This is a genomic window from Kribbella italica, from assembly GCF_014205135.1.
Lineage (GTDB): Bacteria > Actinomycetota > Actinomycetes > Propionibacteriales > Kribbellaceae > Kribbella > Kribbella italica.
On sequence record NZ_JACHMY010000001.1, the window covers coordinates 3,087,720 to 3,113,575 of the forward strand.

Below are 25,856 nucleotides of genomic sequence, written 5' to 3' on the forward strand. Positions count from 1 at the left end.
GCCGGGGTGTCAGGGTGACGCCGGGGCGCTTCACGCCGATAGGACGGGGAAGGTTCAGTTCTCGGTGTGCGTCGGCGGCAGCTTCTTGTCCTGCGCCTTGGTGTCGCCCGTCTCCGGTACGTCGACGGTGTCGCGCTCCGGCGTCTCGTCCGTGACCCGGTCCTCCACCGGCGCCTCGGTCGGCTCGTCGGCCGCCGCGTCGGCGGTCAGCTCGTCCTCGTCGCTCGCGTCGTCCGGGATCACCCGGCCGACCGCGGCCTTGACGAACTGCACCAGGATGCCGTCGGAGATCTCGAGGGTGACGTACTCGTCGTCAACCTCCTCGACGACGCCGACCATGCCGCTGGTGGTGACCACCTTGGTGCCGGGCGACAGCGCAGCGACCGTGTCGGCCTGCTTCTGGCGCTGCTTGCGCTGCGTGCGGCTCATGAACCAGATCATTCCCACGATCAGGATCAGCGGGAGCAGGAGCGTGAAGCCCGAGCCACCCCCGGAGGAGGCCATCGGTACGGCGAGCAGTTCCATCGGGACTCAGAATCCTTCGTCGATATGCGGGGGCCCGGCACGCTCTGCGCGCGCAGGTCGTCACGGGATGGCCCGAGGTCAGGCCACCGGGGAGTCTAACCCTGGGCGGCGACAACCGCCGCATGACACCGGGTCACGTTTGCGTTACCTGCTTGCTTCTCACCAGAGGAACGCCGGGTCGGTGGCCCGAGTTCCCGCCGGTATCACTCTGGGCTAATTGATCACTATCAGCTACTGTTCGATCACGTAAGGTCATATCGGGTTTCGGCACGGGAGGCTTACATGAAGAATCGTTGGGTCGCGGGACTGGCGATCGCGGGGCTGGGTCTGGCCACCGGAGGTCTGGAGGCGCACAGCGCGCAGGCAGCGCCCGCACCGCAACCGGAGACGTACTACGTCGGCTACGCGCCGCCCGGCGGAAAGTACGGCGCCGACTCGGTGTCGGACACCGGGACGTTCGGCCACCCCGGGTACAAGAAGCCGTACGCGTGGTCGGTCCAGCCGGGCTCGAACACCTCGATCTGCACCCAGGCCTGGGGCTTCGACGCGTCGCACACCAAGGGCACCTGGTTCGACGCCGGCTGCGGCAAGAGCGGCACCGCGCTGATCCCGTGGGGCAACGTCCTCAGCGTCCCGAAGATGCGCGCCCGTTCCATCACCTTCACCGGCGGGGTCTTCTCCTGGTCCATCTGAGCCTCTTGCCAGAGGTCGGAGGCGCGGGGCGAGTCGTCGCCCCCGCGCCGATCACTCGTCCTCGGCGTCGAAGAGGGTGTCGGCGAAGGTGGCGTTCTTGGGGACGCTGAGGCCGAGGTGACGCCAGGCGGCGGGCGTGGCGACCCGGCCGCGCGGCGTACGGGCCAGGTAGCCGGAGCGGACCAGGAACGGCTCGGCGACCTCCTCGACCGTCTCGCGTTCCTCACCGACCGCCACTGCCAAGGTGGACAGCCCGACCGGTCCCCCGCCGAACCGCCGGCAGAGCGCGTCGAGCACGCCGCGGTCGAGCCGGTCCAGGCCCATCTTGTCGACCTCGTACAGGTCGAGCGCGGACCTCGACAGCGCGATCGTGATGATGCCGTCGGCGCGGACCTCGGCGAAGTCGCGCACCCGGCGGAGCAGCCGGTTCGCGATCCGGGGAGTGCCGCGGGAGCGCGACGCGATCTCGCCGGCGGCTTCGGGGGTGATGTCGACGTCGAGCAGCGCGGCCGACCGGTTGACGATCTTCTCCAGCTCGACCGCCTCGTAGAACTCCAGGTGCCCGGTGAACCCGAACCGGTCCCGCAGTGGCCCGGGCAGCAGCCCGGCCCGCGTGGTCGCGCCGACCAGCGTGAACGGCGGGATCTCCAGCGGGATCGCGGTCGCGCCCGGTCCCTTGCCGACGATCACGTCGACCCGGAAGTCCTCCATCGCCATGTAGAGCAGCTCTTCGGCCGGCCGCGACATCCGGTGGATCTCGTCGAGGAACAGCACTTCGCCCTCGCTGAGCCCGGACAGGATCGCCGCCAGATCGCCCGCGTGCTGGATCGCCGGACCGCTGGTGATCCGCAGCGGCGCCGACAGCTCGGCCGCGATGATCATCGCCAGCGTGGTCTTGCCCAGCCCGGGCGGTCCGGACAGCAGCACGTGGTCGGGCGCGCGGTTGCGGCCGCGGGCCGCGTGCAGCACCAGCTCGAGCTGCTCGCTGACCCGGCGCTGCCCGCCGAACTCGGCCAGTGTGCGCGGCCGCAGCGCGGACTCGATCTTGCGTTCCTCGAGGTCGGCCGCGTCCGCGGAGACCAGCGGCCTGACGTTGTCGTCCATCTCTCCTAGGCCTTCGACAGCACGCGCAGCGCGGCGCGCAGAAGGTTCGGTACGGACGGTTCGCCCTCGTCGGCCAGCGGCGACACGGCGATCACCGCGTCCTCGGCGTCGCGGGCCGACCAGCCCAGGCCGACCAGACCGGCCTGCACCTGGTCCTTCCACGCCTCGGTGGTCTGCAACGGACGCCCGGCGACCGTCTTGGACGGCGCACCGATCTTGTCCTTCAGCTCCAGCACGATCCGCTGCGCGCCCTTCTTCCCGATGCCCGGCACCTTCACCAGCATCACCAGGTCTTCGGACGCGACGGCCTGCCGCAGCTGGTCAGGGCTCAACACGGCGAGCGCGGCCTGCGCCAGCTTCGGCCCGACCCCCGACGCGGTCTGCAGCAGCTCGAACAGGCTCTTCTCGTCGTCGTCCGCGAACCCGTACAACGTGAGCGAGTCCTCGCGCACCACCATCGAGGTCGACACCCGGGCCTCCTGGCCGGGGCGCAGTCCGGCCAGCGTGCCCGGGTGGCAGTACACCTGCAGCCCGATCCCACCGACCTCGATCACCGCACTGTCCACCCCGATCGCAGCCACCGGGCCCCGCACGAACGCGATCATCGCCTACCTCCTCGAACGGCCCGGAGCTGTGCCTCCCGGGCCTCGGTCGCTTGCGCCAGCGCCGCTTGCACCTTCGCCAACTGGACCTTGGACTGTGCCTGGGCGCGGGCCTCCAACTGGGACTTCGCCGCGTCCTGCAACCGGTTGGTCACTCCCCCGCGCCAGACGTGACAGATGGCCAGGGCCAGCGCGTCCGCGGCATCCGCGGGCGTCGGGCGCTCGGGCAGCTGCAGAATCCTGGTCACCATCGTGGTCACCTGGTCCTTGTCCGCCCGGCCCGAGCCGGTCACCGCCGCCTTCACCTCGCTCGGCGTGTGCAGCGCGACCGGCAGCCCCCGCCGCGCGGCCACCACCATCGCGATCCCGGACGCCTGCGCGGTGCCCATCACGGTCCGCACGTTGTGCTGCGCGAAGACCCGCTCGACCGCGACCGCGTCCGGCGCGTGCTCGTCGATCCACTGCTCGATCCCGGCCTCGATCTGGACCAGCCGGCGCGCGACGTCGAGATCGGTCGGCGTCCGGATCACGCCGACGGCGACCAGCGTCGGCGGCCGTCCGGGCGCACCCTCGACCACGCCGAGACCGCACCGGGTCAGCCCCGGGTCGACGCCGAGCACGCGCATGGACCACCTCCGAACGTTTGTTCGACAAAGACTATGCAGGTGGTCCCACCGGCACGAAATCGACGCGCCGCGCCTCTGTGGACAACGCCGGTCAGAAGAAGTCGAGCATGTACGCCGGAGCGCCACCGAACGCCGTGTCGAGCACGCCGTCGGCCGCCACCGATCCCCCTGACGCCAGGCCCGAGCCGCGCAGCGTGGCCAGCGGCGTACCGGCGTACAGGGCGGACAGGCCACGGGAGCCGAGCCGCAGTACGTCGCCGGAGCCGGAGGACGGCGTCAGCTTGCCCGACCCGTCGGCCACGGACAGGTGCCAGCGACCGGAGTGGGCCGGCACCTCGGCGTCGTCCAGCTGCAGGTCGACCTCGGCGACCACACCGGGTGCGAAGCCTCGCGCGGCGATCGCTGCCGGGGCGTCGAGCAGCCGCAGCATCCAGTGCTGGACGTGCGTCTCCTTGTCCGCCTCCAGCTGGGCCAGCAGGTGCACCGGGTCGTTCGGCGAGATGTAGGCGTGCACCGTCCGGGCGGTCGACGAGCCGGAACCCACCGTCGCCCAGAGAGCGCGTGCGGTCGCCTCCGAGTGGGCGATGAGCTCGTCGACCCGCAGGTTGTTGCCGTCCCAGGTGTAGACGACGAACCCGTCGTCGGCGAGGTACGCGAAGGTGTCCTCGTCGTCGGCCAGCCACTCGGCCACCTTCGCCTCCGGCCAACCCAGTACGCCGCTGGCCCGGCCGCCCTCGTGCGCCTGACCGACCAGCTCCAGGAACCGCCCGGCGTCAGCAGGACCGGCCCGGCGGAGGTCGACGCCGCGACCACCCAGCGCGCGCAGATCCGCCGCCTGGAAGGAGAACCGGTACCGCCCGCCGCCGAACTCGTAGCCGAGCTTCCGGTAGATCACCGTGGTCGCCGGGTACAGCGCGGTGAGCGGGAAGCCCCGGTCGATGCTCCGCTGCAGCACCCCACGCATCAGCATGCTGCCGACGCCACGCCCCCGGTACTCCGGCGACACCACCACGCCGGCGATCCCGGCCATCGGCACCTGACGCCCGCCCCACCACTGCCGGAAGTCCCAGATCCGCGCCGCGGCGACCACCTCGTCGCCGTCCACCACCCCGACGTACCGGCCGTCCTCCAGGAACTCCACCGCGTCCTTGCGCCACTCCTCCCGCGAGGAGGCGGGCAACGGCCCGAACGAGCGAGCCCGCACCCGCAGTACGTCGTCCAGCTGGTCTTCGGTGATGTCGACAAGTCGCAGCGCATCGGTCACGTCCAGACCCTACGACGAGCCCTCAGACCAGCGACACCAAGATCCCCATCGCGTTCACCGCGCCGTGCACAGTGATCACCGGCCACATCCGCCGGTACCGGCTCCACAGGTAGCCCAGGAAGAGCCCGAACACCCCCTGGTTCACCACAGCTCCCGCCAGGTCCACACCCAGCTCGCCGGACCCCTGGATGCCGACATGCCAAGCCGCCCAGAGCAGCGAGGCGATCACGATGGCCGGCCACGGCCCGAGCAGCTGCTCCCACCGGGTCTGCAGCCAGCGCCGGTAGAACACCTCCTCCAGCACGCTGTTGATCAGGAAGACCACCAGCATCGTCACCACCAGCTCCAGCGCGGCCAGGTCGGGCCGGGAGCTCTCCTGCGCCAGCGGACCGACGTACGTGAGCAGCAGCCAGGCTGCGACCGGCAGGGCCGGAGCCCAGCGCGTTGCAGTCGGCCACTGCGCAGTCGGCTTGCCACCGAGCCAGCGGAACACAGCCAGCGGGACCAGGAGCAGCAGGAGCAGCTTCCAGACCTCGAAGAGCCCGAACACCTTCAGCAGTACGGCGAACGCGATCGCCAGACCGGTCAGGATCCAGGCCTGGCGACGATCCGGCACTCCCCCGGGCTGCCGCTCGAGCTGCGGCGGCGTCAGCCGGATCAGCAGGATGCCGACCGCCGCCGGGATCCAGCGCAGCCACATCGGCTGGGTGGCGTCGCTGTCGCCGGTGTAGCGCACCTCGGTGTTGCCGGTGGCAACCAGTACCACCACTGCCACCACGTAGACGAGGACTCCCCCGGCCAGAACCCATCGCCTCATCGGGCGGATTGTTCCAGGCGGGCAGGTCAGCTACTTCTTGTCGGTGACCCAGAGGTTGATCGTGCCCTCGACGACGACCGTCCCGTCGTCCCGCGTCGCTTTCACGCGGACCGGTACGTCGGGACCCACGGTCCACGCGGCCGGGTCGGTCTCGGCGGTGCAGGTCAGGTCCGAGGTGGATTTGGCCAGGTACGCCACGTCCATGCCCTTCGGCAGCCAGCGCTTGCCGGCCGGGACGGTCGCCTCGGCGAGCGCGCCCATCGCGGCCTCCAGGCCGTTGCAGACGGCGATCGCGTGCACGGTGCCGATGTGGTTCTGCACCGCGCGGCGCTTGGGCAGCACCAGCGCCGCGAAGTTCGGGCTGACCTGGACGAACCGCGGCCGGATCGACCCGAAGTACGGCGCCCGCCGGCTGAACGCGAACGAGAACAGTCGCGGACCGCCCGGGACAGTCCGCAACCGCTCCCACATCGCCAGTACCTGAGTCGCCATGCGGCAGATGTTACCCGCGAGTTAACAAAGCTCCAAGCACGAGCCTCGAAGGTCAGCCGACCTCGGCCATGACGTCGTCCGACACGTCGAAGTTCGCGTACACGTTCTGCACGTCGTCGCTGTCCTCGAGCGCGTCGATCAGGCGGAAGATCTTGTTCGCGCCGTCGGCGTCCAGGTCGACCGTCATCGACGGCACGAACGACGCGTCGGCCGACTCGTAGTCGATGCCGGCGTCCTGCAGCGCGGTCCGGACCTTGACCAGGTCGGTCGCCTCGCTGATCACCTCGAAGGCCTCGCCGAGGTCGTTGACCTCGTCGGCGCCGGCCTCCAGCACGGCCTCCATCACGTCGTCCTCGGAGTACGACTTGCCGTCCTGCTCCTTGTTCACCACGATGACGCCCTTGCGGTTGAACAGGTACGCGACCGAGTTCGGGTCGGCCAGCGAGCCGCCGTTGCGGGTCATCGCGGTCCGGACGTCGGCCGCCGCGCGGTTGCGGTTGTCGGTCAGGCACTCGATCAGCATCGCCACGCCGTTCGGGCCGTAGCCCTCGTACGTGATCGACTGCCAGTCCGCGCCGCCGGCCTCGGCCCCGGAGCCGCGCTTGACCGCGCGGTCGATGTTGTCGTTCGGGACCGACGACTTCTTGGCCTTCTGCACCGCGTCGTACAGGGTCGGGTTCCCGGCCAGGTCACCGCCGCCGGTGCGGGCGGCCACCTCGATGTTCTTGATCAGCTTCGCGAAGAGCTTGGCGCGCCTCGAGTCGATGACCGCTTTCTTGTGCTTGGTGGTGGCCCATTTGGAGTGGCCTGACATCGCGAACCCAACCCTTCTACCGCCGAACAGACTTAGAGGTCACGCACCAGGTCGGCGAAGTACCCGTGCAGCCTGGCGTCCCCCGTCATCTCAGGGTGGAACGACGTGGCCAGCAGCCGATCGTGGCGAACCGCGACGATCCTACTGCGTTCTGCCTCCGGCCCCACCCAGTCCCACCCTGTCCCCGGTCCGGACCTCACCGTCGACAGTACCTCCACGCCGGGCCCGACCCGCTCCACCCACGGTGCCCGGATGAACACCGCGTGGTACGGCGCGTCGAAAGCGGCGAACTCCAGATCGGCCTCGAACGAGTCCACCTGCCGCCCGAACGCGTTCCGCCGTACGGTGATGTCGAGCCCGCCGAGCGTCTCCTGCCCCTCGATCCCGCCGGTGATCCGGTCCGCGAGCATGATCATCCCGGCGCACGTCCCGAACACCGGCATGCCGTCCGCGATCCGCTTCTGCAGCGGCTCGAACAGCTCGAACGACCGGGCCAGCTTGTCCATCGTCGTCGACTCGCCACCGGGCAGCACGAGCGCGTCGACCGCGTCGAGCTCGGACGGCCGGCGTACGGGCACGGCCTGCTCGCCGACCTGAGCCAGCATCGCCAGGTGCTCGCGGACGTTGCCCTGCAGCGCGAAGACGCCGATCACAGCGCGACCCTCCGCTGCCAGTCGACGGTGACCTCGATACGCCCCTCGTCGAAGGTCGCCGGCAAATCCCGCTCGGTCAGCAGGGCCAGTACGTCGTCCAGCAGCGGCTCACCGGGCGCCACGTTGGCGGTGTCGGGGTGCCAGACCTTCAGCTCGAGCATCCCGAAGTCCACCGCGTGCCAGACATCGGTGTCGGTGAAGAACACCAGCCCCTTCGGATCCGTCGCGGCCTCGAGCGCCCGGCGCGCGTCGTGGTGATCCGCGCAGTACCGCACAACCACGATCCCGAGCGACTCAAGCTCGGCCAGTACGGCGTCCAGCCGGTCCGGCGCAGTCTCAGCCGGCCAGCCTTCAGCATCGCCGCGCAGGTCGGCCGCGGCCTCGGCGATCAGCTCCGGTACGACGACCGCCGCGTCCGCCGCGGGCGCGTCCTCCTGGACGGCCTCGGTCAACGTGGCCGTCACCGCGGCACGGTCCGCGTAGCCCGATCGAACGAGTACGCGCGCGAGACCACGCAGCTCGCGAGCAGTCCGCTCGCCCGCCGCAGCAAGTACGTCCATGGTGTTCAGGTTAGCTCCGTTCATCGGCGCGGCTTCACGCGTTTCATTGGCGCGGCTTGACGCGTTTCGTCGGGACAGCGGTGAGGGGGTCCTCCGGCCACGGGTGGCGCGGGTAGCGGGCGCGCAGATCGGCCCGGACCTGGGGATAACCCTGCTTCCAGAACGACGCGAGGTCGCTCGTGATCGCGACCGGGCGCCGGGCGGGCGACAGCAGGTGCAGAACGACGGGGACCCGGCCGTCCGCGACGGCCGGCGTGGCAGTCCAGCCGAAGACCTCCTGCAGCTTCACGGCGAGGACCGGCGGCTCGACGCCGTCGTACGCGAGTCGCACCTCGGAGCCCGAGGGGACGCGGAGCCGTTCCGGTGCGAGTTCGCCGAACCGGGTTGCCGCGGGCCAGGGCAGCAGTCGCCGGAGCGCTGTGGCCACGTCGATGCGGGTGAGGTCGCCCGAGCGTCGTACCGAGGCGAGCTCCGGCCCCAGCCATTCGTCCAGGTTGGCCAGCAGTGCATCGTCGTCGACCGCGGGCCACGGCGCACCGAGGTGGGCGTGGCAGAACGCGAGCCGCTCCCGCAGGGCGAGCGCGGCCTCGGACCAGCGCAGTACGGACAGCCCGCTGCGGCGGATCCCGTCGCGGACGGCGGCTTGGACAAGCAGCGGGTCGGGCTTGGTCAGCGGTACGTCGTTGAGCACGATCGCGCCGAACGCCTCGACGCGCCGCGTCACGACCCGGCCGTCGTCCCAGCGGATCTGGTCGGTGGTCGCGACGAGGTCGCCGGCGACGTCGCGCGCGGTCTGCTCGTCGATCGGCGCCGCGGAACGGATCCTGGCGTCGGCGCGACCGGGTGCCCGATCGGCCACCGCGATCGCCAGCCACGGTGTGGTCCGCAAGGGCGACTGCGGATCCAGCGCGGCGCCCGTCCCGCCGGCCATCTGGTACGTCGCAGAGTCAGCTCCCCGGACCCGCGCGATCCGATCCGGATAGGCCAGCCCCACCACGATCCCCGCCGCAAGATCATCCGGTACGGCGGGTGTCCCCCGACCAACCGCCGACGACGCTGCGGCCCCACGCTTCGGCCGCACCTCCTCCCCGACCGCCGACCGCGCTCCAAGTCCATCCACCGTCGTACCTCGGCCGAGGCGCTTGGTCTCTTCTCGCCAGCGGGCCGTCGCGCCACGGTCGTCACCCCGGCGAAGGGCTCGCCAGCGAGCCGGCAGGTCGTCGCCGAAGTCGCGCCCGGAATCGTCCGACAGCATCGCAACCACCTCGCGGGCCCGGTCGGCGCCGACCCGCGGCGTCCCGTCCAGCAACGCGCGGGCCAACCGGGGATGCGCCCCGATCGCCGCCATCCGCCGTCCCCGCTCAGTGATCCGGCCGTTGCCGTCAATGGCATCAAGGCGGCGCAGCAACTCGGTGGCCGCGCTCATCGCCACCACCGGCGGCGCCTCGAGCAACGTCAGCCCGTCACCGGCGGGCGCACCCCACGCCGCAAGATCAAGCGCGAAGCCGGCCAGATCCGCGATCGCGATCTCCGGCGCCGGATGGTCGTCGAGATGCGCGTGATCGGTCGCCGACCAGCACCGATAGACCCGCCCAGGCGCTTCCCGCCCAGCACGCCCCGCCCGCTGCTCGGCCGACGACTTCGAAACTCTGGACGTGACCAACGCACCCAGCCCCCGCGACTGATCGGTCCGCGGCTCCCGAGCCAGCCCCGAATCGACCACCACCCGAACCCCCGGCACCGTCAACGAACTCTCCGCCACCGACGTAGTGACCACGATCCGTCGCGCGGCCCCCGGCGCCAACGCACGGTCCTGCTCAGCCCTCGACTGCCGACCGAACAACGGCAGCACGTTCAAGTCACCCAACCGCCGAGCCACCCCGTTGATCTCGCCCTCCCCCGGCACGAACACGAGTACGTCGCCTTCGTTCTCAGCCGCAGCCCGCCGTACGACGTCCGCAACGTGATCGAGCAACCGCGGATCGACCCGCCCACCCGGAAGCAACGGCACAGGCACCGGCGGCGGCGCCCACTCGATCGCCACGTCGAACAGCGCGGCAGAAGCCGTGACCACCTCAGCACCCAAAGCGCGACTCAGCCGAACCGTGTCCGCCGTCGCCGAGGTCGCGACGATCGCCAGGTCCTCCCGCAGATTCGCCCGGATGTCGACGCAGAACGCGAGCAGCAGATCGGCATCGAGATGCCGCTCATGACATTCGTCGATCACGATCGCGGCCACCCCCGGCAACTCCGGGTTCTGCTGCAACCGCCGAACAAGAAGCCCGGTCGTCACGACCTCGACCCGGAGCCCCTTGCCGCCACTGCGTTCACCACGCATCGCATAACCGACCCGCTGCCCGAGCGGCTCCCCAACCAGCATCGCCAGCCGAGCCGCCGCCGCCCGCGTCGCCATCCGCCGCGGCTCGGCAACAACGATCGTCCCCCCGAGCGCATCCCCCAGCGCCAACGGCAACAACGAGGTCTTCCCCGACCCAGGCGGCGCAACCAGCACCGCAGTCCCCCGCGAACGCACCGCATCGATCGCAGCAGCCAGCACCGCCCGAACAGGCAGATCCGCCCCCGGCACCGACGCTTCAGGCAACAACACGCCCCGACGCTAACCGACCGCTGCCGCCGACCCCTCATGCACCCGCGAGCGGATTCAGCCCAACGGCTCACGCCGAACTCGTGAGCCCCTCACCCATCCGCAGGCGAGTTCATCGGCGGGCCCCCTGCAACAATGCGTTGTCGTGAACCATCTGCTGGACCTCGGGTCCCGGAAATTCTGGCGACTGGTCGGCAAGCCTGTCGACCTCGCCGTGGATCACTCCTGGCTGCGCGCCCCGATGAGTCGCTCCTCCGCTGTCGGGGACGGATGGCTTTCCGCCGAGGCTACGCACCACGGCGGCACGGTCGACGAGGATGCCGCGACCACAGATCCTTCAGCGGGCCCAGCACCCGGCCTGCTCCCTGCGATGACCATCCTCGACGGCCCCGGGTTCGACGCCTCCCGACTGGATCCACGGATCCGCGACTTCTATGAGCACACCGCCGCCTGGCACATGGAGGTGTGGACCGGATGGTCACCGCTGTTCTGGCCGGCAGGTGAGCTGATCGCCCGCTTGTTCGGCCGCCGGGTAGAGCAGCTGTCTCTCCCGATGCGCCCGCTTGATGTCGCGTACGGGATGGACAGCCGGGTCCGGGTGATCCGCGACCGGGACGGCGAGCAGGTGGGCGCCGCGTGGCTGCGGACGCTCCGGCCGTCGGGCCGCTACGTGTTCAGCGGCTGCTACTCCGCGCGGCGTCTCCCCGGCGCGGCACAGCCGAGCGTTCACGTCGCGTTCCCGCTCGAATCCGGGAACGTCCAGGTCTTCCTGCGCCCGGTCATCAGTGACGGGGGCGGGCTCGTCCTGGAGTCGCCCCCAGGGCGGTTCGGGCAGGACGGCGCGTACGTCGTTGTGCACGACGGCGGACGGGACTTCGCGGCGCGCATCCCGCTCCACGAGACCTTCCGCCTGTACTGCGACCCGTACGGGGTGCTCCGCACCGACCACGAGCTGCGGATCAGGCGCACCTGGATGATGCGCCTGCACTACAAGATGGAGCACGCCCGATGATCCACTGAACCCCGTCGGTTCCCCGTGCCGTGGTCCAAAATCGCTACGCCCTGATCGACCAGCCGCCCATGTCGGCAAGATCAACAGCTCACACCCGAATTACGCTGGGTTATGAGGCAATCGGGACGAGGTCCGGTCGGCTACCAGCCACGTTCTGCGAGTCGATGGGCGACGGGCACTTCATCGACGTTGATGCCGACCATGGCCTCGCCCAGGCCGCGGGAGACCTTGGCGATCACGTCGGGGTCGTCGTAGAAGGTGGTGGCCTTCACGATCGCCTCGGCGCGCTGGGCGGGGTTGCCGGACTTGAAGATGCCGGAGCCGACGAACACGCCCTCGGCGCCGAGCTGCATCATCATCGCGGCGTCGGCGGGGGTGGCGATGCCGCCGGCGGTGAACAGCACGACCGGGAGCTTGCCGGCCGCCGCGACCTCGCGCACCAGCTCGTACGGCGCCTGCAGCTCCTTGGCCGCGACGTACAGCTCGTCCTCGGGCAGGTTCTGCAGCTTGCGGAGCTCCTGGCGGATCTGGCGCATGTGCGTGGTGGCGTTGGAGACGTCGCCGGTGCCGGCCTCGCCCTTGGAGCGGATCATCGCCGCGCCCTCGGTGATCCGGCGCAGCGCCTCGCCCAGGTTGGTCGCGCCGCAGACGAACGGAACGGTGAAGTTCCACTTGTCGATGTGGTTGGCGTAGTCGGCCGGTGTGAGCACCTCGGACTCGTCGATGTAGTCGACGCCGAGACTCTGCAGCACCTGGGCCTCGACGAAGTGACCGATCCGGGCCTTGGCCATCACCGGGATCGACACGGTGCTGACGATGCTCTCGATCATGTCCGGGTCGCTCATCCGGGACACGCCGCCCTGGGCACGGATGTCGGCCGGGACCCGCTCGAGCGCCATCACCGCGACGGCGCCGGCGTCCTCGGCGATCTTGGCCTGCTCGGCGGTGACGACGTCCATGATCACGCCGCCCTTGAGCATCTCCGCCATGCCACGCTTGACCTTCGCGGTACCGGTCTGCGGTGCGGTCGTCTCAGTCACTTCGGGGTCCTCCTGGTCAGAGCTGGGGTACGCCGCCAGCCTAGGACCACGCACCGGGCCAGGATCAGTCCACCTTGAATCAGCTGGACTGATCGATCGCGGCCGTCAGCCGGGCCACGACCAGCCGCAACGTCGCGGGCGGCGCGGTGAACGGGATCCGCAGGTGCCGCCGGTCGGTGCCGTCCGGCGTGAACAGGTCCCCGGCCCCCAGCAGCAGCCCCTGCTCCCGCGCTGCCTCAAGCACTCGACGGGCCCGTACGTCGGTCAGCTCCAGCCACAGCGTCATCCCGCCGGTCGGCGTCGCCCAGGCCACTCCGGGCACTGTCTTCAGTCCGGTCTCCAGGGCGGCCAGGTTCGCCCGGAGCCGGGTCTTGCGCCGGGAGATCACCCGGTCGAGCCGGTCCAGGATCGCCAACGCCAGCAGGTCGTCCAGCGCACTGGGCGACGTCACACTCAGCTGGGCCGAGGTGTTGATCCTCCTGCGCAGCTGGCGACCGGTCCGGACCCAGCCGACGCGCAGGCCTCCCCACACCGTCTTGCTGAGCGACCCGACGCTGACAGTGCGCGGGTACCGGCTCAGGGGGTCGGCCTGCTTGCCGCTAGCGAGCCAGAGCGGCCGCATGGTCTCGTCGCTGATCAGAGCGGCGCCGTACCGCCGGGCGATCTCCACCACCGCCGTACGCCGGTCCGCCGGAAGGCTCAGCCCGGTCGGATTGTGGTTGTCGGCCTGCAGGTAGATGACCTTGGGCTTGTGGCGCCGGCAGAGGTGGGCGAGCTGGTCGGTGTCCCAGACACCCGCAGGCCAGCCGACGACGTCCAGGCGGTGGTTGCGCAGCAGGTCGAAGGCCGCCGGGTACGTCGGGGTCTCGGTGATCGCGACACCCGGCCCGAGGTCCAGCCCGGCCAGCGCCGCGTTCAGCCCAGCCGCCGCGCCAACGGTCAGCGTCAGCTGGCCCGGCTCAGTCGGAACTCCTTCGGAGGTCAGCCGCGCGGCCAACGCCGTACGCAACTCCAGCGACCCTCCAGACGGCGGTCCGTCCCCGCCCATCGCCTGCGGCAGCCCCTCCGCCACGATCTGCGCCGCCACCTCGGCGACATCGTGCGGCGCCGCGGTCGTAGCGAACCGTAGATCCAGCAACGGCTGGTCCCCCGGCGTCACCGTCGACACCGGAGCGATCGGATCGAGCAGCCGGTCCAGCGGCCGCACATGCGTCCCGGACCCCCGCCTGGTCTCCAGTACGCCGTCCGCCCGCAACTGGTCGAGCGCCCTGACCACCGTCACCCGGCTCACCCCGAGTCGCTCCGCCAGCACCCGCTCCGACGGCAGCCGCGACCCGATCGACAGGTCGCCCCGCTCGATCCGCCGCAGCACCAGCGCCTCGACCTGCTCGGTCCGGTTCCCGTCCGCCGGGTCCAGATCACTCCCCCGCCACATGAGTCCAGTCTCCCACCACTGGCCTCATCCCACGCCGCCCCGCCTCGCCTCCTCCAACTTTGTGCACCCACCAGCCACGAAATCGCCCTCCCGGTGGCTGGTGGGTGCACAAAGACGCATGAACCGTCTCTCATCGAGTCTTCATCGGCCTCTCATGCCCGGGGCGGACAGTGATCAGCAAGCCGGCCGCCAGGGCCGGCCGATCCCCGGAGGACATCCCATGAAGCGCTCCATCATCGTCGCCGGAGCCGGCGCGCTGGCGCTCGCCGGCGGCGTACTGACCGCCCCCGCGGCGTACGCCGAAGAGCGGGTCTGCCGCGGCACGCTCGGCGCCGTCACCGTCGACAACGTGCGCGTCCCCACCGGCGCCACCTGCACGCTGAACCGGACCACGGTCAAGGGCACCGTCAAGGTCGAGCGGAACGCCAAGCTGAGCACGTCGGCGGCCCGGATCAACGGCAACGTCCAGACCGAGGGCCACGCCCACGTCTACCTGTACGCCTCCACGATCGGCGGCAGCGTCCAGCTCAAGCAGGGCCGGACGGCGGCGCTGCGCTCCAACCAGGTCAAGGGCGACGTGCAGTCGTTCACCAACCGGGGCGCCCAGAACTTCACCGCGAACCGGGTCAACGGCAACCTGCAGTGCAAGTCCAACGTCCCCGCGCCGACCGGGTCGGGCAACGTTGTCGGCGGCAACAAGCAGGACCAGTGCCGCCGGCTCTGACCCCGGTGAGCACCTGACCTCCAACCCCCCGGAGGGAGCGGTGCGCGGCGCGGACCGGCCAGGAACAGGGCGCCCCTGCCCTAGACCAGCCGGTACCCGGCGCCGCGCACCGTCTCGAACCGGTCCACCCCCAGCTTGCGGCGCAGGTACCGGACGTAGACGTCGACGACGTTCGAGGTCGGGTCGAACTCGAACCCCCAGACCCGGCTGAGCAGCATCTCGCGTGACAGCACCTGCCCGGCGTTGCGCAGGAACACCTCCACCAGCACGAACTCCCGCGCGGTCAGCGGCACCATCCGCCCGTCCACCACGGCGCACCGCGACCGCAGGTCGAGCGCCAGCGACCCGCGCCGCAGGATGGCCGGCTCGGCCCCGCGGTCGTCGCGCAGCCGCAGCCGAATCCGCGCCAGCAGTTCCTCGAACCGGAACGGCTTCGACAGGTAGTCGTCGGCGCCACCTTCCAGCCCGGCCACGGTGTCTTGCACCGAGCTGCGCGCGGTCAGGATCACCACCGGCATCGCGCTGCCCGCCGTCCGCAGCCGGCCGAGCACGGTGAACCCGTCCAGCTCCGGCAGCCCGAGGTCGAGCAGCATCAGGTCGAACTCACCGGTCAGCCCGTGGTCCAGCGCCGTCCGGCCGTCGCTGACGACGGTCGGCGTGAACCCGTTGGCCCGCAGGCCCTTGGCGACGAACGACGCGATCCGCTCCTCGTCCTCGGCGATCAGCACCCGGTTCACAGCACCACCTCCTCCCGCGGTACGGCGGTCGCCGGCACGGGCGCGACCGCCTGCGGGATCAGCAGCACGAACGTCGCCCCACCGCCCGGCGTCGGCTCCAGCCGGGCCGAGCCGCCGTGGGCTTCCGCGATCGCGCGGACGATCGCGAGCCCCAGCCCCGAACCCTCCGCGCGCCCGGCACCGCGCTCGAACCGGCGAAAGATCCGTTCGGCATCGCCGGGCGCGACCCCCGGCCCGCTGTCCCGCACCCAGAGCCGGACCATCCGCCCGTCCGCGGCCGAACCGATCAGCACCCGATCGCCCGGCCTCGTGAACTTCACCGCGTTCTCCGCGAGCTGGACGAGCGCCTGCGTCAGCCGCTGCGCGTCGGCGACTGCCCACGCGTCGGCCCGGCGGTCGATCCGCCAGCGGCGGTCCCCCAGCGCCCGGACCTTGTCGAGCACGTGGTCGGTCAGCAGGCCGATGTCCACGAGGTCGGTCCGCAGGAAGTCCGGCCGTTCCGCCTTCGCCAGCACGATCAGGTCCTCCACCGACCGGCTCATCCGGTCCAGCTCGTCGAGCAGCAGGCCGCGGACCTCGGCGGTCTCCTCGGCGTCCGCGGTGTTCAGCACCTCGAGATGCCCGCGGACGATCGTGATCGGCGTCCGCAGCTCGTGCCCGACCTCGTCGAGGAACCGGCGCTGGGTCGCGAACGCCTCCTCCAGCCGGTCCAGCATCGCGTTGAAGGTCCGGGCCAGCGACGACACATCGTCATTGCCTGGAGCAACTATCCGGCGGGACAGGTCGGTCTCGCCGATCTGCTGCGCGGCCTGCCGGACGTCGCGGATCGGCCGCAGCAACCGTCCGGCCGCCAGCCAGCCGACCACCGCGATCACCGCCAGTGCGGCGACCGCGACGGCCGAGTAGATCTGGAAAACCTCGGTCAGCTCGGCCATCTCCGGACCGGTGAAGTACACCACCACGAACGTCCCGCGCTCGGTCGAGAGCGTGATCGGCACGGTCGAGTACCGGACCGGCCCGCTGGCGGACTCGTAGGCGCCCGACAACGGTTGCCGCGAGGCGGTGACCAGGTCGCGGAAGACCGGGTCGTCGTGCAGCGCCACCGTCCCGCCGGACGGCGACAACGTCTCGTCCTGCAGGTACGCGACCAGCGTCTGGTGGTGGTCGGCAACGTTCCGCCGCAGCGCCACCTCGAACAGCCGCTCCAGCGTGGTGAACTGCCCGCCGTCGCGTGGATCCACCGCCGACCGCCGGAACTCGGCGAACTCGGAGACCTCCTGCGCCAGCGCCTGCTCGATCCGTACGTCGATCCGCTCCCGCTCCAGCACGTACGCCGTACCGGCCGCGCCCGCCATGCCGAGCGCCGCGAGCAGCAGCACCCAGGCCAGGATCCGCGCCCGGACCGACCGGGTCAGATCCGAGAACCGTCCGATCCCCGTCATCCCTCACCGTCACCTGATCACTGTGCGTAGTCCATCTCGGAGCGGTCACCGGCCGGCGAACAGTCCGTGAACTACGCCGGCCGGTGACGGCCCGTCAGCCGAAGGTGATCACCAACCTGGGTGGGTTGTCGGTGCCCTTCTCGCGGCTGTGGAAGGCCTGGTCCAGCCCGCCGCCGTTCTCCGCGCTGTCGCGGATCAGGAAGCCGTGGTTGGACCCGGCGTACATGCTCTGCAGCTGCGGCACCACGCCCCACTCGACGTACCGGTTGGTGTTCGGCGAGGTGGCCGCGGCCGCTGTCCCGGTGGTGGCCGGCTGGTTGCTCCAGGTCACGTTCGGCTCGGTCCAGGGGCCGTTCAGCCGGAGCGCGTGCAGCGTGCGCCCGGCCTTGTACGACGACGCGTACAGCCGCAGCTTGGCGTCGGTGATCTCGCACCCGGCGGGTACGGCCGGCAGGTTGAACCGGACCGCGGCGCGGGCGTTCGCCCCGGACTTCGTGTCGACCTTCAGCACCGAGTCCGTGCCGTAGTTCTGCCCGCCCGAACTCTGCAGCAGCCAGCTGTCACCCGCCGCGCCGACCGTCACCGTGCCCGGCGTACAGACCGGTGGTGGGGTGGTGACCGTCCAGCCGTGGACGGCCGGTGTGGTGTCCACGAGACCGTCCGCGGCGGCGTACACATGGAAGGTGTGACTACCCAGCGCGAGCGCGTTCACCGTGACCGGCGAGGTGCAGGCCGCGAAGTCCGCGCCGTCCAGGGAGCACGTGAACGTGGACCCCGGCCGGTTCGAGCTGAACACGAACGTCGCCGTCGTACTGGGAGTGGTCGCGGCCGGCCCGGAGGTGATGGTCGTCTCCGGTGCCACCACGACCGTCCAGTTGCGGGCGACCGCGACGGCTTCGGTGTTGCCGGACAGGTCGGTGGCACGGACCCGCAACTGGTGCGGACCGGGCTCCAGGCCCTGGATCTGGTACGGCGACTCGCAGGTCTCGAAGGCAGCGTTGTCCAGCGAGCACTCGAACGTCGCGTACGGGTCGTTCGCGGCGAAGGTGAGCGTCACCTCGGTCGCGGTGGTCGTTGCCGGCGGCCCCGACGCGAACGCCGTCAGCGGTGCGACGGTGTCCCCGGTGAAGGTCCAGGTGTGCCGGACCGGGGTCGGGTCGACGTTGTCCTCGACGTCCAGGGCCCTGATGTCGACCGTGTGCTGGCCGATCGACAGCGGGTCGGGCAGGTCGGGGTTGGGATAGGTGTACGGGCTGGTGCACTCGGCGAAGTCCGCCTCGTTGTCGCTGTCCAGCCGGCACTCGAAGGTCAGCCCCTGCGGCGACGTGACGTTGTCGCTGCCGGTGAAGACGAAGGTCGACGTACCGCTCGGACTGGCCGGGCCGCTGGTGAGCACCGTCTGCGGAGCGACGGTGTCGACCGGTGGGTCGACCTGCCACTCGTGCACACCCATCTCGTCCGGCCCGGAGACGATCCCGTCGAGGTCGGTCGCCTGGATCCGCAGCGAGTGGTCACCGACCGCGAGGTCGTCGTACGAGACCGGCGAGGTGCACTCGGTGAACGGCGCCAGGTCGAGCGAGCACTCGTACTTCGTCACCTGCTCGTTCGCGATGAAGGTCACCGTCGCGGTGGTGTCCGTGGTCGGGTCGGCCGGGCCGGACTGGATGGTGACGACCGGCGGGCCGGTCCTGGTCCAGCTGTGTACGGCCGGGCTGGCGTCGACGTTGCCCTCCGGGTCAACTGCTCGAACCTGGAACTCGTGGGCGCCGTACGCGACCTCCGGGTACTCCCGTGGTGACGTGCACGCCGTGAAGGCCGCGCCGTCCAGCGAGCACTGGAAGGTGGTGTCCGGCTCGTTGCTGCTGAAGGTGAACAGCGCCTCCTCCAGCGGCGTCTGAGCAGCCGGCCCGGACAGCACGGTCGTGTCCGGCGGTACGCCGGGCGGCGGCAGGTCGATCACCCAGACGTAGCTGGCCGGGGTCGGATCGACCTTGTCGGCGAGGTCGACGGCCCGCACCTGGAAGGTGTGCGTGCCCGGCGCCAGGCCGGAGTACAGCCGCGGGTTCTCGCAGTCGGTGAAGGCCGCGGTGTCGATGCGGCACTCGAAGGACAGCTCCGCCAGCGGCGTGTTGTCGTCGATCCCGGTGAAGAGGAACGCGGCCGAGCGGCTGCCGCTCGGGTTGGCCGGGAACTCCAGCAGCTCGGTGTTCGGTGGCGAGACCTCCGGCGGAACCGGCGGCCCGCCGTTGCACTCGACGTTGTAGCACTGGGCGAGCTCGGTGTTGCCGACGGCGCGGTTGTTGCCGCCGTCCATGGTGCCGATCTCGGCGTGGATGCCCCAGCCGTCGTTGTTGTTCGCACTGTTGGCCGTGACCGTGTGGCCGGCCTTGGTCACCGCGATGCCGTCGCCGGAGTTGTCGTCAGCGGTGTTGCGGTCGAGCAGGTTGCCCGGCAGCGTGGACCCGGCCAGGACGTCGGCCTCGACCGCGATCCCCTCGGAGTCGTTGGCGGTGGCGTTGTTGCCCACCACCACGTTGCCCAGCGACGACGCGCCGATCGCGATCCCGGTGTCGGAGTTCTCGCTGGCGTTGTTCTGCTCGATCCGGTTGGTGCCGGACTCCTGCAGGTCGACGCCGCCGCCGTTGAAGCGCAGGTCGTTGCCGCGGACCACGGTGTCGTCGGCCTGCTCGAGCGCGACCGCCGCCTTGTCCATCTGGTTCGCGATGTTCGCGATCACCTGGTTGTCGTCGGAGTCGACCAGCTCGATGCCGGTCTCACCGTCGCGCAGCGTGTTGCCCTCCAGCCGGTTGGCGTTCGAGCCGGCCTGGACCAGGACGGCGCTCTTGGCGCTGCCGGTGAGCGAGTTGCTCACCACCGTGTTGTTGCCAGAGGCATCGAGCAGCAGACCGCCCTCACCCGATCCGGTGACGGTGTTGCTCTCCAGCGTGTTGCCGCTGGAGGCGAGCACGCGCAGACCTTCCCGGGTGCTGCCGCCGATCGTGTTGCGCAGAACCGACGCGCCCTGGGTCCCGCCCTCGAGGCTGACCCCGGCGCCGTTGCCGGTCAGCGTGTTCTCCCGGACGACATTGCCGTTGCTGCCGTCGTCCGCGTTGACGAGCTGGATCCCGGTCTCCTGGTTGAGCCGGACGGTCAGTTCGTCGACGATCCCGAGCGCCGTACCGGCGGTGAGCTGGACACCGTGGTCGAACTCCTGCACGGTCCCGCCGGTGATCGTCACCCCGTCGAAGCCGGGGTTGCGGATGCCGGCGCCCTGCCCGCTGCCGTCGACGACCGAGCCGTCCAGGTCGACGGTGATGTTGGCCGCCCCGACCACCAGCCCGTCGTTCGGGCAGTTGGTCAGGTCGTTGACGATCAGGCTGCTCTGCGTCAGGACCTGCCCGCAGGTCGCGGTGACCGGCACCGGCGCCGCGCTCACCGTCCACCCGTACGCCGCCGGGCTCGCGTCGGTGTTGCCCGCGGCATCGGTCGCCCGGACCCGGAAGGTGTGGTCACCGACCGGTACGGCGGTCAGCGTGTGCGGCGACGTACAGGTCGTGTACGCCGCGCCGTCCAACGCGCAGGTGAACGTCGAGCCGGCCTCGGTGGAGGTAAACGCGAACGTCGCGCTCGTCGCCACGGTGGTCGGGTCCGGACCGCTGCTGATCAGCGTGTCCGGCGCGGTCGTGTCGGCCGGCGCCTCCCCGATCGTCCAGATCCGGGTCGCGGGCGTCGGGTCGACGTTGCCGGCCAGGTCGATCGCGCGGATCTCGACGGTGTGCTGGCCGAGCGCCAGACCGGTGTACGTCTTCGGGCTGGTGCAGGCCGCGTACGCGCCGGAGTCGAGCTTGCACTCGTACCGCAGGTTCGGGCCCGGCGTCAGGTTGTCGCTGCCCCGGAAGCCGAACGTCGCGGTCGTGCTCGTCCCGTTGAGCTCCGGCCCGGTGTGGATGGTCGTGCTCGGCGGCTTGGTGTCGGGCCCGGGCGGAGCCGGTACGACGGTCCAGGTGTAGCTCGCCGGGCTCAGGTCGGGGTTGTCCGACGGGTCGATCGCGCGCACCTCGAAGGTGTGCTCACCAGCGGGCAGGAAGCCGAAGCTGGTGGGCGTCGGGCAGTCGGCCCAGGTCTCGCTCCCGGCCGGAGCGTCTAGCCGGCACTCGAACCGCAGCGCACCCGCCGGAGCCAGGTTGTCGGTCCCGGTGAAGGTGAACGTCGCGGTCGCCATGCTGCTGCTCGGGTCGGCCGGACGCGTGCTGATCGTGGTGTCCGGAGCGGTCGTGTCCGGCAGCTCCGGCGGGACCGGCGTACCGGGCAGGCAGACCACGCCGGCGCACTGCTCCACCTGACCGTTGCCATTGGCAAGGTTTCCCCCGCCGTCGACCGTCGGTTCGGCGGCGTCGATGCCCCAGGCGGCGTTGTTGTGCGAACGGTTGCCGGTCAGCGTGTGCCCGGCGGCCGAGGCCAGGCCGTCGCCCAGGTTGCTGTGCGTGGTGTTGCCGCGGACCAGGCTCCCGGCCGCCGGGTCGCCGTTGGCGTCGAGTGCCTCGCCGAGCAGCACGATGCCGTCGGCGCTGGTCGCGGTGGCGAGGTTGTCGAGGATCCGGTTGCGGAACGAGTCGTGGCCGACGGTGATCCCGTTGCCCGACGTACGGCTCGCGTTGTTGGCCTCGATCAGGTTGTCGGACGAGGCGTCGAGCTCGACCCCGGACGGGTTGAACCGGACGTCGTTGCCGCGGACCACCGACGCGCTCGCGCCGGACAGGCTCACACCGCTGTCCGAGGCCAGGTACGCCGCGTTGTCCAGGACCTGGTTGCCGTCGGACTCCTCGATCGCGACCCCGGCGTCCCCGGTCCGGCTGAAGGTGCTGTCCTGGACGCGGTTACGGTGCGCGCCCTCGGTGATCAGGATGCCGGCGTCCCCGGTGTCGGAGAGCGCGTTGTCCACCAGCACGTTGCCGGTCGACGACTGCACGAGAATGCCGCCGTCGCTGCTCAGCAGCGGGTCCTCGGTGACCCCGCTGATCCGGTTGTCCGCGATCCGGTGCCCACCGCCCGACCACGCGTGGATCGCGGTGGCGAGGTTGCCGGTCAGCGTGTTGTTCTCGACGACGCTGTGCTCGCTGCCGTTGACCAGCGCGATGCCGATCTCGTTGCCGGTCAGCGTGTTGCCGAGCACCTTGTTGCCGTTGCGGCCGTCGTCGGCGTCGGACAGCTCGATCCCGGCCGTCGCGTTGCCGCGCAGGGTCAGCCCCTGGACGGTCCCGAAGCGGGAGCCGGCCATCAGCTGGACGCCGTACCCGAACTCGGTGATCGTGCCGTTGCGGACCACCACTCCGGCGTACCCGACGTTGCGGACGCCGGCCGGGAGACCGCCCTCCGGAAGCTCGATCGGCGAGCCGGGCTGGTCCGGGAAGTAGCCCGGGCCGTCGACGGTGTGGCCGTTCAGGTCGACCTCGATGTTCGGCGCGCCGATGATCAGGCCGTCCAGCGGGCAATCGGTCAGGTCGTTGAGCAGCCTCGTGCTCTGGGTCAGCACCTGACCGCAGCTCACCGTCGCCGGCTCAGGGACGGCCGGTGGTGGCGGTGGCGGCGTACCGGGTCCGCCGAAGCGCAGGACGAGCTGCGGCAGCGTCGGCGGCGCGGCCGGGTCCTGGTCGGCCTGGCGACTCGTGAAGCTCTGCTCGGCGCCGGGGTCCTCGGCCTCCTCCGCGGTGTCGCGGATCAGGAAGCCGTGGTTCGGCCCGCCCGCGAGCATCGCGGTGACCTGGCTGGTCAGGTTCCACTCACGGAAGCCGGACCCGGAGGACGCGTCGACCGCCGTACCGGTTGTCATCGGCTGGGTGTTCCAGGTGACAGCGGTCTCGTTCCACGCCGCGGCGATCGGAACGGCGGCCAGCGTGCGGCCCGGATCACCGCTCTCGGAGTGCAGGCGCAGCGTCGCCGAGGTCAGCTCGCAGCCGCTCGGCAGTGCACCAGGCGATCCGAAGCGGACCAGGGCACGGGCGTCGGCACCTGGGCTGCTGGATCTGACGGTGAGGTCCGGCTGGGTGCCGAAGTTCTCGAGCGGGCTCTCCTCGTCGACCCAGCTGTCGGCGACCGGCGTCAGCGTCACGTTCGCCTCGTCGCAGTCGGCCGGTGACGCGACCGTCCAGGTGTACGACGCGGGCGTCGGGTCGACGTTGTCCAGCTCGTCGGTCGCGCGGACCTGGACGGTGTGCTGGCCGGGCGTCAGGTTGGAGAACGTGGTCGGGTGGAAGCACTCGACCCACGCCTCCTCGTCGGTGCTGTCGATCCGGCACTCGAACTCGATCAGCAGCAACGGCGTCAGGTCGTCGGTCGCGGTGAAGCCGAAGGTCGCCGTCCGGCCGTTGCTCGGGTTCGGCGGAGTCAGGGTGAAGCTGGTCTGCGGCGGAGTGGTGTCCTGGCCGGCCACGAACTCGTGCACGGCCGGGCTCGGGTCGACGTTGCCGGCCCGGTCCACCGCGCGGACCTCGATCCGGTTGTCCCCTTCCTCGACCTGTACGACGTACGGGTTCGGGCAGCCCAGCCACGCGAACTCCGGGTCCGGCGGCTCGGTCGGATCGGTCGGGTCCGGCGGGTCGGTCGGGTCGTTGTGCAGGACCCGGCACTCGAACAGCAGCTCGCTCAACGGCGTGACCGCGTCCGTGCCGCTGAACCGGAACGTCGCCGTCTCGCCGACCGCCGCCGGCGGGTCGACCAGGCTGGTGTCCGGCGCCGTCGTGTCGGGCGGGCCGAACGGACCCTCGTGCTCGTACGCACCGATGTCACAGGTCGTGCTCTTCGGCCGGGTCACCCCGCGCTGGTCGGTCGCCGGACAGGGCGAGACCCCGCCGTCGACCGCGAAGCTGTCGTTCTGTAGCGCCTGCGTCATCGTCGGGCCGCCGTTGTCCGCGACGGCGTCCAGCCGCGGGTCGCCGGCGTTCGCCCGGTCCCGCGGACCGCGGAAGTAGCAGGAGTCGGCCGAGTCGAGGTTGCCGCCCTCGGAACCGATCGCGAAGTTGCAGCCGGCCCCCAACCGGTTGCCACCGACAACGGTGTTGCGGAACAGCACGGACTGGCTCGGCTCGATCGGAAAGTTCTGCGAGGTCACCTCGCCGCCGACCCCGCTCGCGGTCGGCGCGCTGTTCTGCGCGATCGTCGAGCTGACCACGCGGACGGACGAGTCGGAGTCGATGTAGAGCCCACCGCCGCGGACCTGCGCGTAGTTGCCGGTGATCGTGGTGTTCTCGTACGTCGCTTCGGCGTCACCCAGACCGTAGACGCCACCGCCCAGACCGCTGTCCTCCTCGGCGCTGGTCCGCGCGCTGTTGTTCCAGATCGTGGAGCGGACGACGCGCAGCGCTCCGTCCGCCTCGTTGGCCAGTCCGCCGCCGCTGGCCGCGGTGTTCGCGCTCAGCGCGCTCTCCAGCAGCGTGAAGTCGCCGCTGCCGTCACTGGCGACACCACCGCCGTTGCCGGTCGCGCGGTTGTCCTGGATCACCAGGCGTTCCAGGCTGACGCGCTGTCCGCCGTTCGCGACACCGCCGCCGTCGGCCGCGGTCGTGTTTCCGGTGATGCGGCTGTCCCGGACGGTCACGGAGCCGCTGCTGTTCAGCGACAGACCGCCGCCGGACTCGGTGGCGTTGTTGCCGGTGACCGCCACGCTCGTCACGGTGACCGGGCCCTCGGTGTCGGTGTAGAGGCCACCGCCGGCGCCACCGGCCGAGTTCTGGTCCAGCGATCCGCGGGTGATGCTGAGGGTGGTCTTGGCGAGCGTCGCGACGGCGCCGCCGTACTCGACCGCGGTGTTGGTGGTGAAGGTGCTGTCGGCAACGATCAGTTCGCCCTCGTGACCGACGAAGGCGCCGCCGCCGGCCCCGGTCGCGGCGTTGCCGGTGAAGGTGGTGTGGGTGAGGGTGGCGACGCTCGGCTGGCCGTCGGGACCGGGCTCGCCGCTGTTGAACAGGCCGGCGCCGGTGCGGGCCTCGTTGTCGGCGATCCGGCTGGGCGCTGCCGCCGTACCGGTGACGGTGAGGGCGCCAAGGGACGTGGCGATGCCACCGCCCTCACCGTCGGTCCGGTTTCCTTGCACGGTGACGCCGGTCAGCTCGAGCCGGCCCGTGCCCTCGTTGGCGATGCCGCCGCCGGTGGTGGTCGCCGTACTGTCGAGGACGGCGCCGTTCTGCAGGCGGACGGTGCCGGTGGAGGTGTTGTAGAGGCCACCGCCCAGCTCGCCGTGGCTGCCTTCGCGCAGGGTCAGGCCGGACAGGGTGACTGCGCCGGCGTCCGGGTGGATCTCGAGGACGCGGTCGATGCCGTTCGCGTCGACGATCGCCGAGCCGGTGGCCAGGATGCTGACCGGTCTGATGATGTCGAGGTCACCGGTGGTGTCGCTCTGCCCGGTGAGAGTGAGTGGGTAGGTCCCGGCCGGGACCTGGATGGTGTCGGCGACCGTGGTCGCGTTGGCCTCCTGGATCGCCGCCCGCAGGCTGCAGGTGCCGGCCGCGGTGGCGCAGATCCCGTTGCCGGGGACCGCGTCGACCTGGTCGGCCGTCGTCGTCACGGCGTACACCGAACTGGCGACGGCCGGGGTCGCGGGTACGGCAACCAGTGCGACGACGAGCGCGAGAGCGGCGACGACCGCGGCCAAGGTACGGCGGGTGCGCTGAGAACTGGACATGGCTGTATCCCCCTCCTGACAGGGGGATTCCCCA

At 70.8% G+C, this 25,856-nt stretch carries 19 protein-coding genes; 3 read left to right on the forward strand and 16 right to left on the reverse strand.

Annotated features, from left to right (window positions below; all coding sequences use genetic code 11):
• Positions 1 to 54: 54 nt before the first annotated feature.
• Positions 55 to 525: a preprotein translocase subunit YajC gene (gene yajC / locus HDA39_RS14260; RefSeq protein ID WP_184795697.1), complete on the reverse strand. Its 471-nt coding sequence runs from the start codon at positions 523 to 525 to the stop codon at positions 55 to 57.
• Positions 526 to 807: 282 nt separating this feature from the next.
• Between yajC and HDA39_RS14265 the strand changes: the two genes are divergently transcribed.
• Positions 808 to 1,218, forward strand: coding sequence for a hypothetical protein (locus HDA39_RS14265; protein ID WP_184795698.1), 411 nt, complete (start codon positions 808 to 810; stop codon positions 1,216 to 1,218).
• Between the two features lie 51 nt (positions 1,219 to 1,269).
• Here HDA39_RS14265 and ruvB read toward each other — a convergent pair whose 3' ends face one another.
• The 10 genes from ruvB to hrpB form a co-directional block, all read right to left on the reverse strand.
• Positions 1,270 to 2,322 carry a Holliday junction branch migration DNA helicase RuvB gene (gene ruvB, locus HDA39_RS14270; RefSeq protein WP_184795699.1) on the reverse strand — a complete coding sequence of 351 codons (1,053 nt, stop codon included), beginning with the start codon at positions 2,320 to 2,322 and terminating at the stop codon, positions 1,270 to 1,272.
• Between the two features lie 5 nt (positions 2,323 to 2,327).
• A complete protein-coding gene (ruvA, locus tag HDA39_RS14275) occupies positions 2,328 to 2,927 on the reverse strand; it encodes a Holliday junction branch migration protein RuvA (RefSeq protein WP_184795700.1) in 600 nt (199 codons plus the stop codon).
• The gene (ruvC, locus tag HDA39_RS14280) at positions 2,924 to 3,550 is read right to left on the reverse strand and encodes a crossover junction endodeoxyribonuclease RuvC (protein WP_184795701.1); all 627 of its coding nucleotides are present in this window, start codon (positions 3,548 to 3,550) and stop codon (positions 2,924 to 2,926) included. Before ruvC ends, ruvA begins: the two co-directional genes overlap by 4 nt.
• Positions 3,551 to 3,641: 91 nt before the next feature.
• Entirely contained in the window at positions 3,642 to 4,814 is a 1,173-nt protein-coding gene (locus HDA39_RS14285) for a GNAT family N-acetyltransferase (protein ID WP_184795702.1), read from the reverse strand.
• Between the two features lie 22 nt (positions 4,815 to 4,836).
• A complete protein-coding gene (locus HDA39_RS14290) occupies positions 4,837 to 5,631 on the reverse strand; it encodes a CPBP family intramembrane glutamic endopeptidase (protein WP_184795703.1) in 795 nt (264 codons plus the stop codon).
• Between the two features lie 30 nt (positions 5,632 to 5,661).
• Positions 5,662 to 6,123 carry a hotdog fold domain-containing protein gene (locus HDA39_RS14295; RefSeq protein WP_184795704.1) on the reverse strand — a complete coding sequence of 154 codons (462 nt, stop codon included), beginning with the start codon at positions 6,121 to 6,123 and terminating at the stop codon, positions 5,662 to 5,664.
• Positions 6,124 to 6,175: 52 nt separating this feature from the next.
• Positions 6,176 to 6,937 (reverse strand): YebC/PmpR family DNA-binding transcriptional regulator, encoded by a 762-nt coding sequence (locus tag HDA39_RS14300; protein ID WP_184795705.1) that lies wholly within the window; start codon positions 6,935 to 6,937, stop codon positions 6,176 to 6,178.
• Positions 6,938 to 6,969: 32 nt separating this feature from the next.
• Positions 6,970 to 7,590: a pyridoxal 5'-phosphate synthase glutaminase subunit PdxT gene (gene pdxT / locus HDA39_RS14305; protein WP_337925745.1), complete on the reverse strand. Its 621-nt coding sequence runs from the start codon at positions 7,588 to 7,590 to the stop codon at positions 6,970 to 6,972.
• Entirely contained in the window at positions 7,587 to 8,150 is a 564-nt protein-coding gene (locus HDA39_RS14310; RefSeq protein WP_184795706.1) for a DUF6891 domain-containing protein, read from the reverse strand. Before HDA39_RS14310 ends, pdxT begins: the two co-directional genes overlap by 4 nt.
• A gap of 43 nt (positions 8,151 to 8,193) precedes the next feature.
• Positions 8,194 to 10,758 (reverse strand): ATP-dependent helicase HrpB, encoded by a 2,565-nt coding sequence (gene hrpB, locus HDA39_RS14315; RefSeq protein ID WP_337925746.1) that lies wholly within the window; start codon positions 10,756 to 10,758, stop codon positions 8,194 to 8,196.
• 142 nt (positions 10,759 to 10,900) lie between these two features.
• On the opposite strand from hrpB, the gene HDA39_RS14320 reads away from it, so the two are divergent.
• A complete protein-coding gene (locus tag HDA39_RS14320; RefSeq protein WP_184795707.1) occupies positions 10,901 to 11,767 on the forward strand; it encodes a hypothetical protein in 867 nt (288 codons plus the stop codon).
• A 140-nt stretch (positions 11,768 to 11,907) separates the two neighbouring features.
• Here HDA39_RS14320 and pdxS read toward each other — a convergent pair whose 3' ends face one another.
• Both pdxS and HDA39_RS14330 read right to left on the reverse strand, forming a co-directional pair.
• Entirely contained in the window at positions 11,908 to 12,807 is a 900-nt protein-coding gene (gene pdxS, locus HDA39_RS14325; protein WP_184795708.1) for a pyridoxal 5'-phosphate synthase lyase subunit PdxS, read from the reverse strand.
• Between the two features lie 79 nt (positions 12,808 to 12,886).
• Positions 12,887 to 14,242, reverse strand: coding sequence for an aminotransferase-like domain-containing protein (locus HDA39_RS14330; RefSeq protein WP_184795709.1), 1,356 nt, complete (start codon positions 14,240 to 14,242; stop codon positions 12,887 to 12,889).
• Positions 14,243 to 14,462: 220 nt separating this feature from the next.
• Between HDA39_RS14330 and HDA39_RS14335 the strand changes: the two genes are divergently transcribed.
• On the forward strand, positions 14,463 to 14,966 hold the full coding sequence (locus HDA39_RS14335) for a hypothetical protein (RefSeq protein ID WP_184795710.1): 504 nt from the start codon (positions 14,463 to 14,465) through the stop codon (positions 14,964 to 14,966).
• Between the two features lie 80 nt (positions 14,967 to 15,046).
• Here HDA39_RS14335 and HDA39_RS14340 read toward each other — a convergent pair whose 3' ends face one another.
• From HDA39_RS14340 to HDA39_RS14350, 3 genes are all read right to left on the reverse strand, one after another.
• Positions 15,047 to 15,703 (reverse strand): response regulator, encoded by a 657-nt coding sequence (locus HDA39_RS14340; RefSeq protein ID WP_184795711.1) that lies wholly within the window; start codon positions 15,701 to 15,703, stop codon positions 15,047 to 15,049.
• The gene (locus HDA39_RS14345) at positions 15,700 to 17,145 is read right to left on the reverse strand and encodes a sensor histidine kinase (RefSeq protein ID WP_184795712.1); all 1,446 of its coding nucleotides are present in this window, start codon (positions 17,143 to 17,145) and stop codon (positions 15,700 to 15,702) included. The genes HDA39_RS14340 and HDA39_RS14345 overlap by 4 nt, the downstream gene beginning before the upstream one ends.
• Positions 17,146 to 17,239: 94 nt before the next feature.
• Positions 17,240 to 25,822: a right-handed parallel beta-helix repeat-containing protein gene (locus tag HDA39_RS14350; protein ID WP_184795713.1), complete on the reverse strand. Its 8,583-nt coding sequence runs from the start codon at positions 25,820 to 25,822 to the stop codon at positions 17,240 to 17,242.
• Between the last annotated feature and the right edge of the window lie 34 nt (positions 25,823 to 25,856).

What these genes read in the sequence shown, in the direction of transcription:
- yajC (WP_184795697.1), bottom strand. Translation starts at nt 525, where the DNA reads ATGGAACTGCTCGCCGTACCGATGGCCTCCTCCGGGGGTGGCTCGGGC.
- HDA39_RS14265 (WP_184795698.1), top strand. Translation starts at nt 808, where the DNA reads ATGAAGAATCGTTGGGTCGCGGGACTGGCGATCGCGGGGCTGGGTCTG.
- ruvB (WP_184795699.1), bottom strand. Translation starts at nt 2,322, where the DNA reads ATGGACGACAACGTCAGGCCGCTGGTCTCCGCGGACGCGGCCGACCTC.
- ruvA (WP_184795700.1), bottom strand. Translation starts at nt 2,927, where the DNA reads ATGATCGCGTTCGTGCGGGGCCCGGTGGCTGCGATCGGGGTGGACAGT.
- ruvC (WP_184795701.1), bottom strand. Translation starts at nt 3,550, where the DNA reads ATGCGCGTGCTCGGCGTCGACCCGGGGCTGACCCGGTGCGGTCTCGGC.
- HDA39_RS14290 (WP_184795703.1), bottom strand. Translation starts at nt 5,631, where the DNA reads ATGAGGCGATGGGTTCTGGCCGGGGGAGTCCTCGTCTACGTGGTGGCA.
- HDA39_RS14295 (WP_184795704.1), bottom strand. Translation starts at nt 6,123, where the DNA reads ATGGCGACTCAGGTACTGGCGATGTGGGAGCGGTTGCGGACTGTCCCG.
- HDA39_RS14300 (WP_184795705.1), bottom strand. Translation starts at nt 6,937, where the DNA reads ATGTCAGGCCACTCCAAATGGGCCACCACCAAGCACAAGAAAGCGGTC.
- HDA39_RS14310 (WP_184795706.1), bottom strand. Translation starts at nt 8,150, where the DNA reads ATGGACGTACTTGCTGCGGCGGGCGAGCGGACTGCTCGCGAGCTGCGT.
- HDA39_RS14330 (WP_184795709.1), bottom strand. Translation starts at nt 14,242, where the DNA reads ATGTGGCGGGGGAGTGATCTGGACCCGGCGGACGGGAACCGGACCGAG.
- HDA39_RS14335 (WP_184795710.1), top strand. Translation starts at nt 14,463, where the DNA reads ATGAAGCGCTCCATCATCGTCGCCGGAGCCGGCGCGCTGGCGCTCGCC.
- HDA39_RS14345 (WP_184795712.1), bottom strand. Translation starts at nt 17,145, where the DNA reads ATGACGGGGATCGGACGGTTCTCGGATCTGACCCGGTCGGTCCGGGCG.
- HDA39_RS14350 (WP_184795713.1), bottom strand. Translation starts at nt 25,822, where the DNA reads ATGTCCAGTTCTCAGCGCACCCGCCGTACCTTGGCCGCGGTCGTCGCC.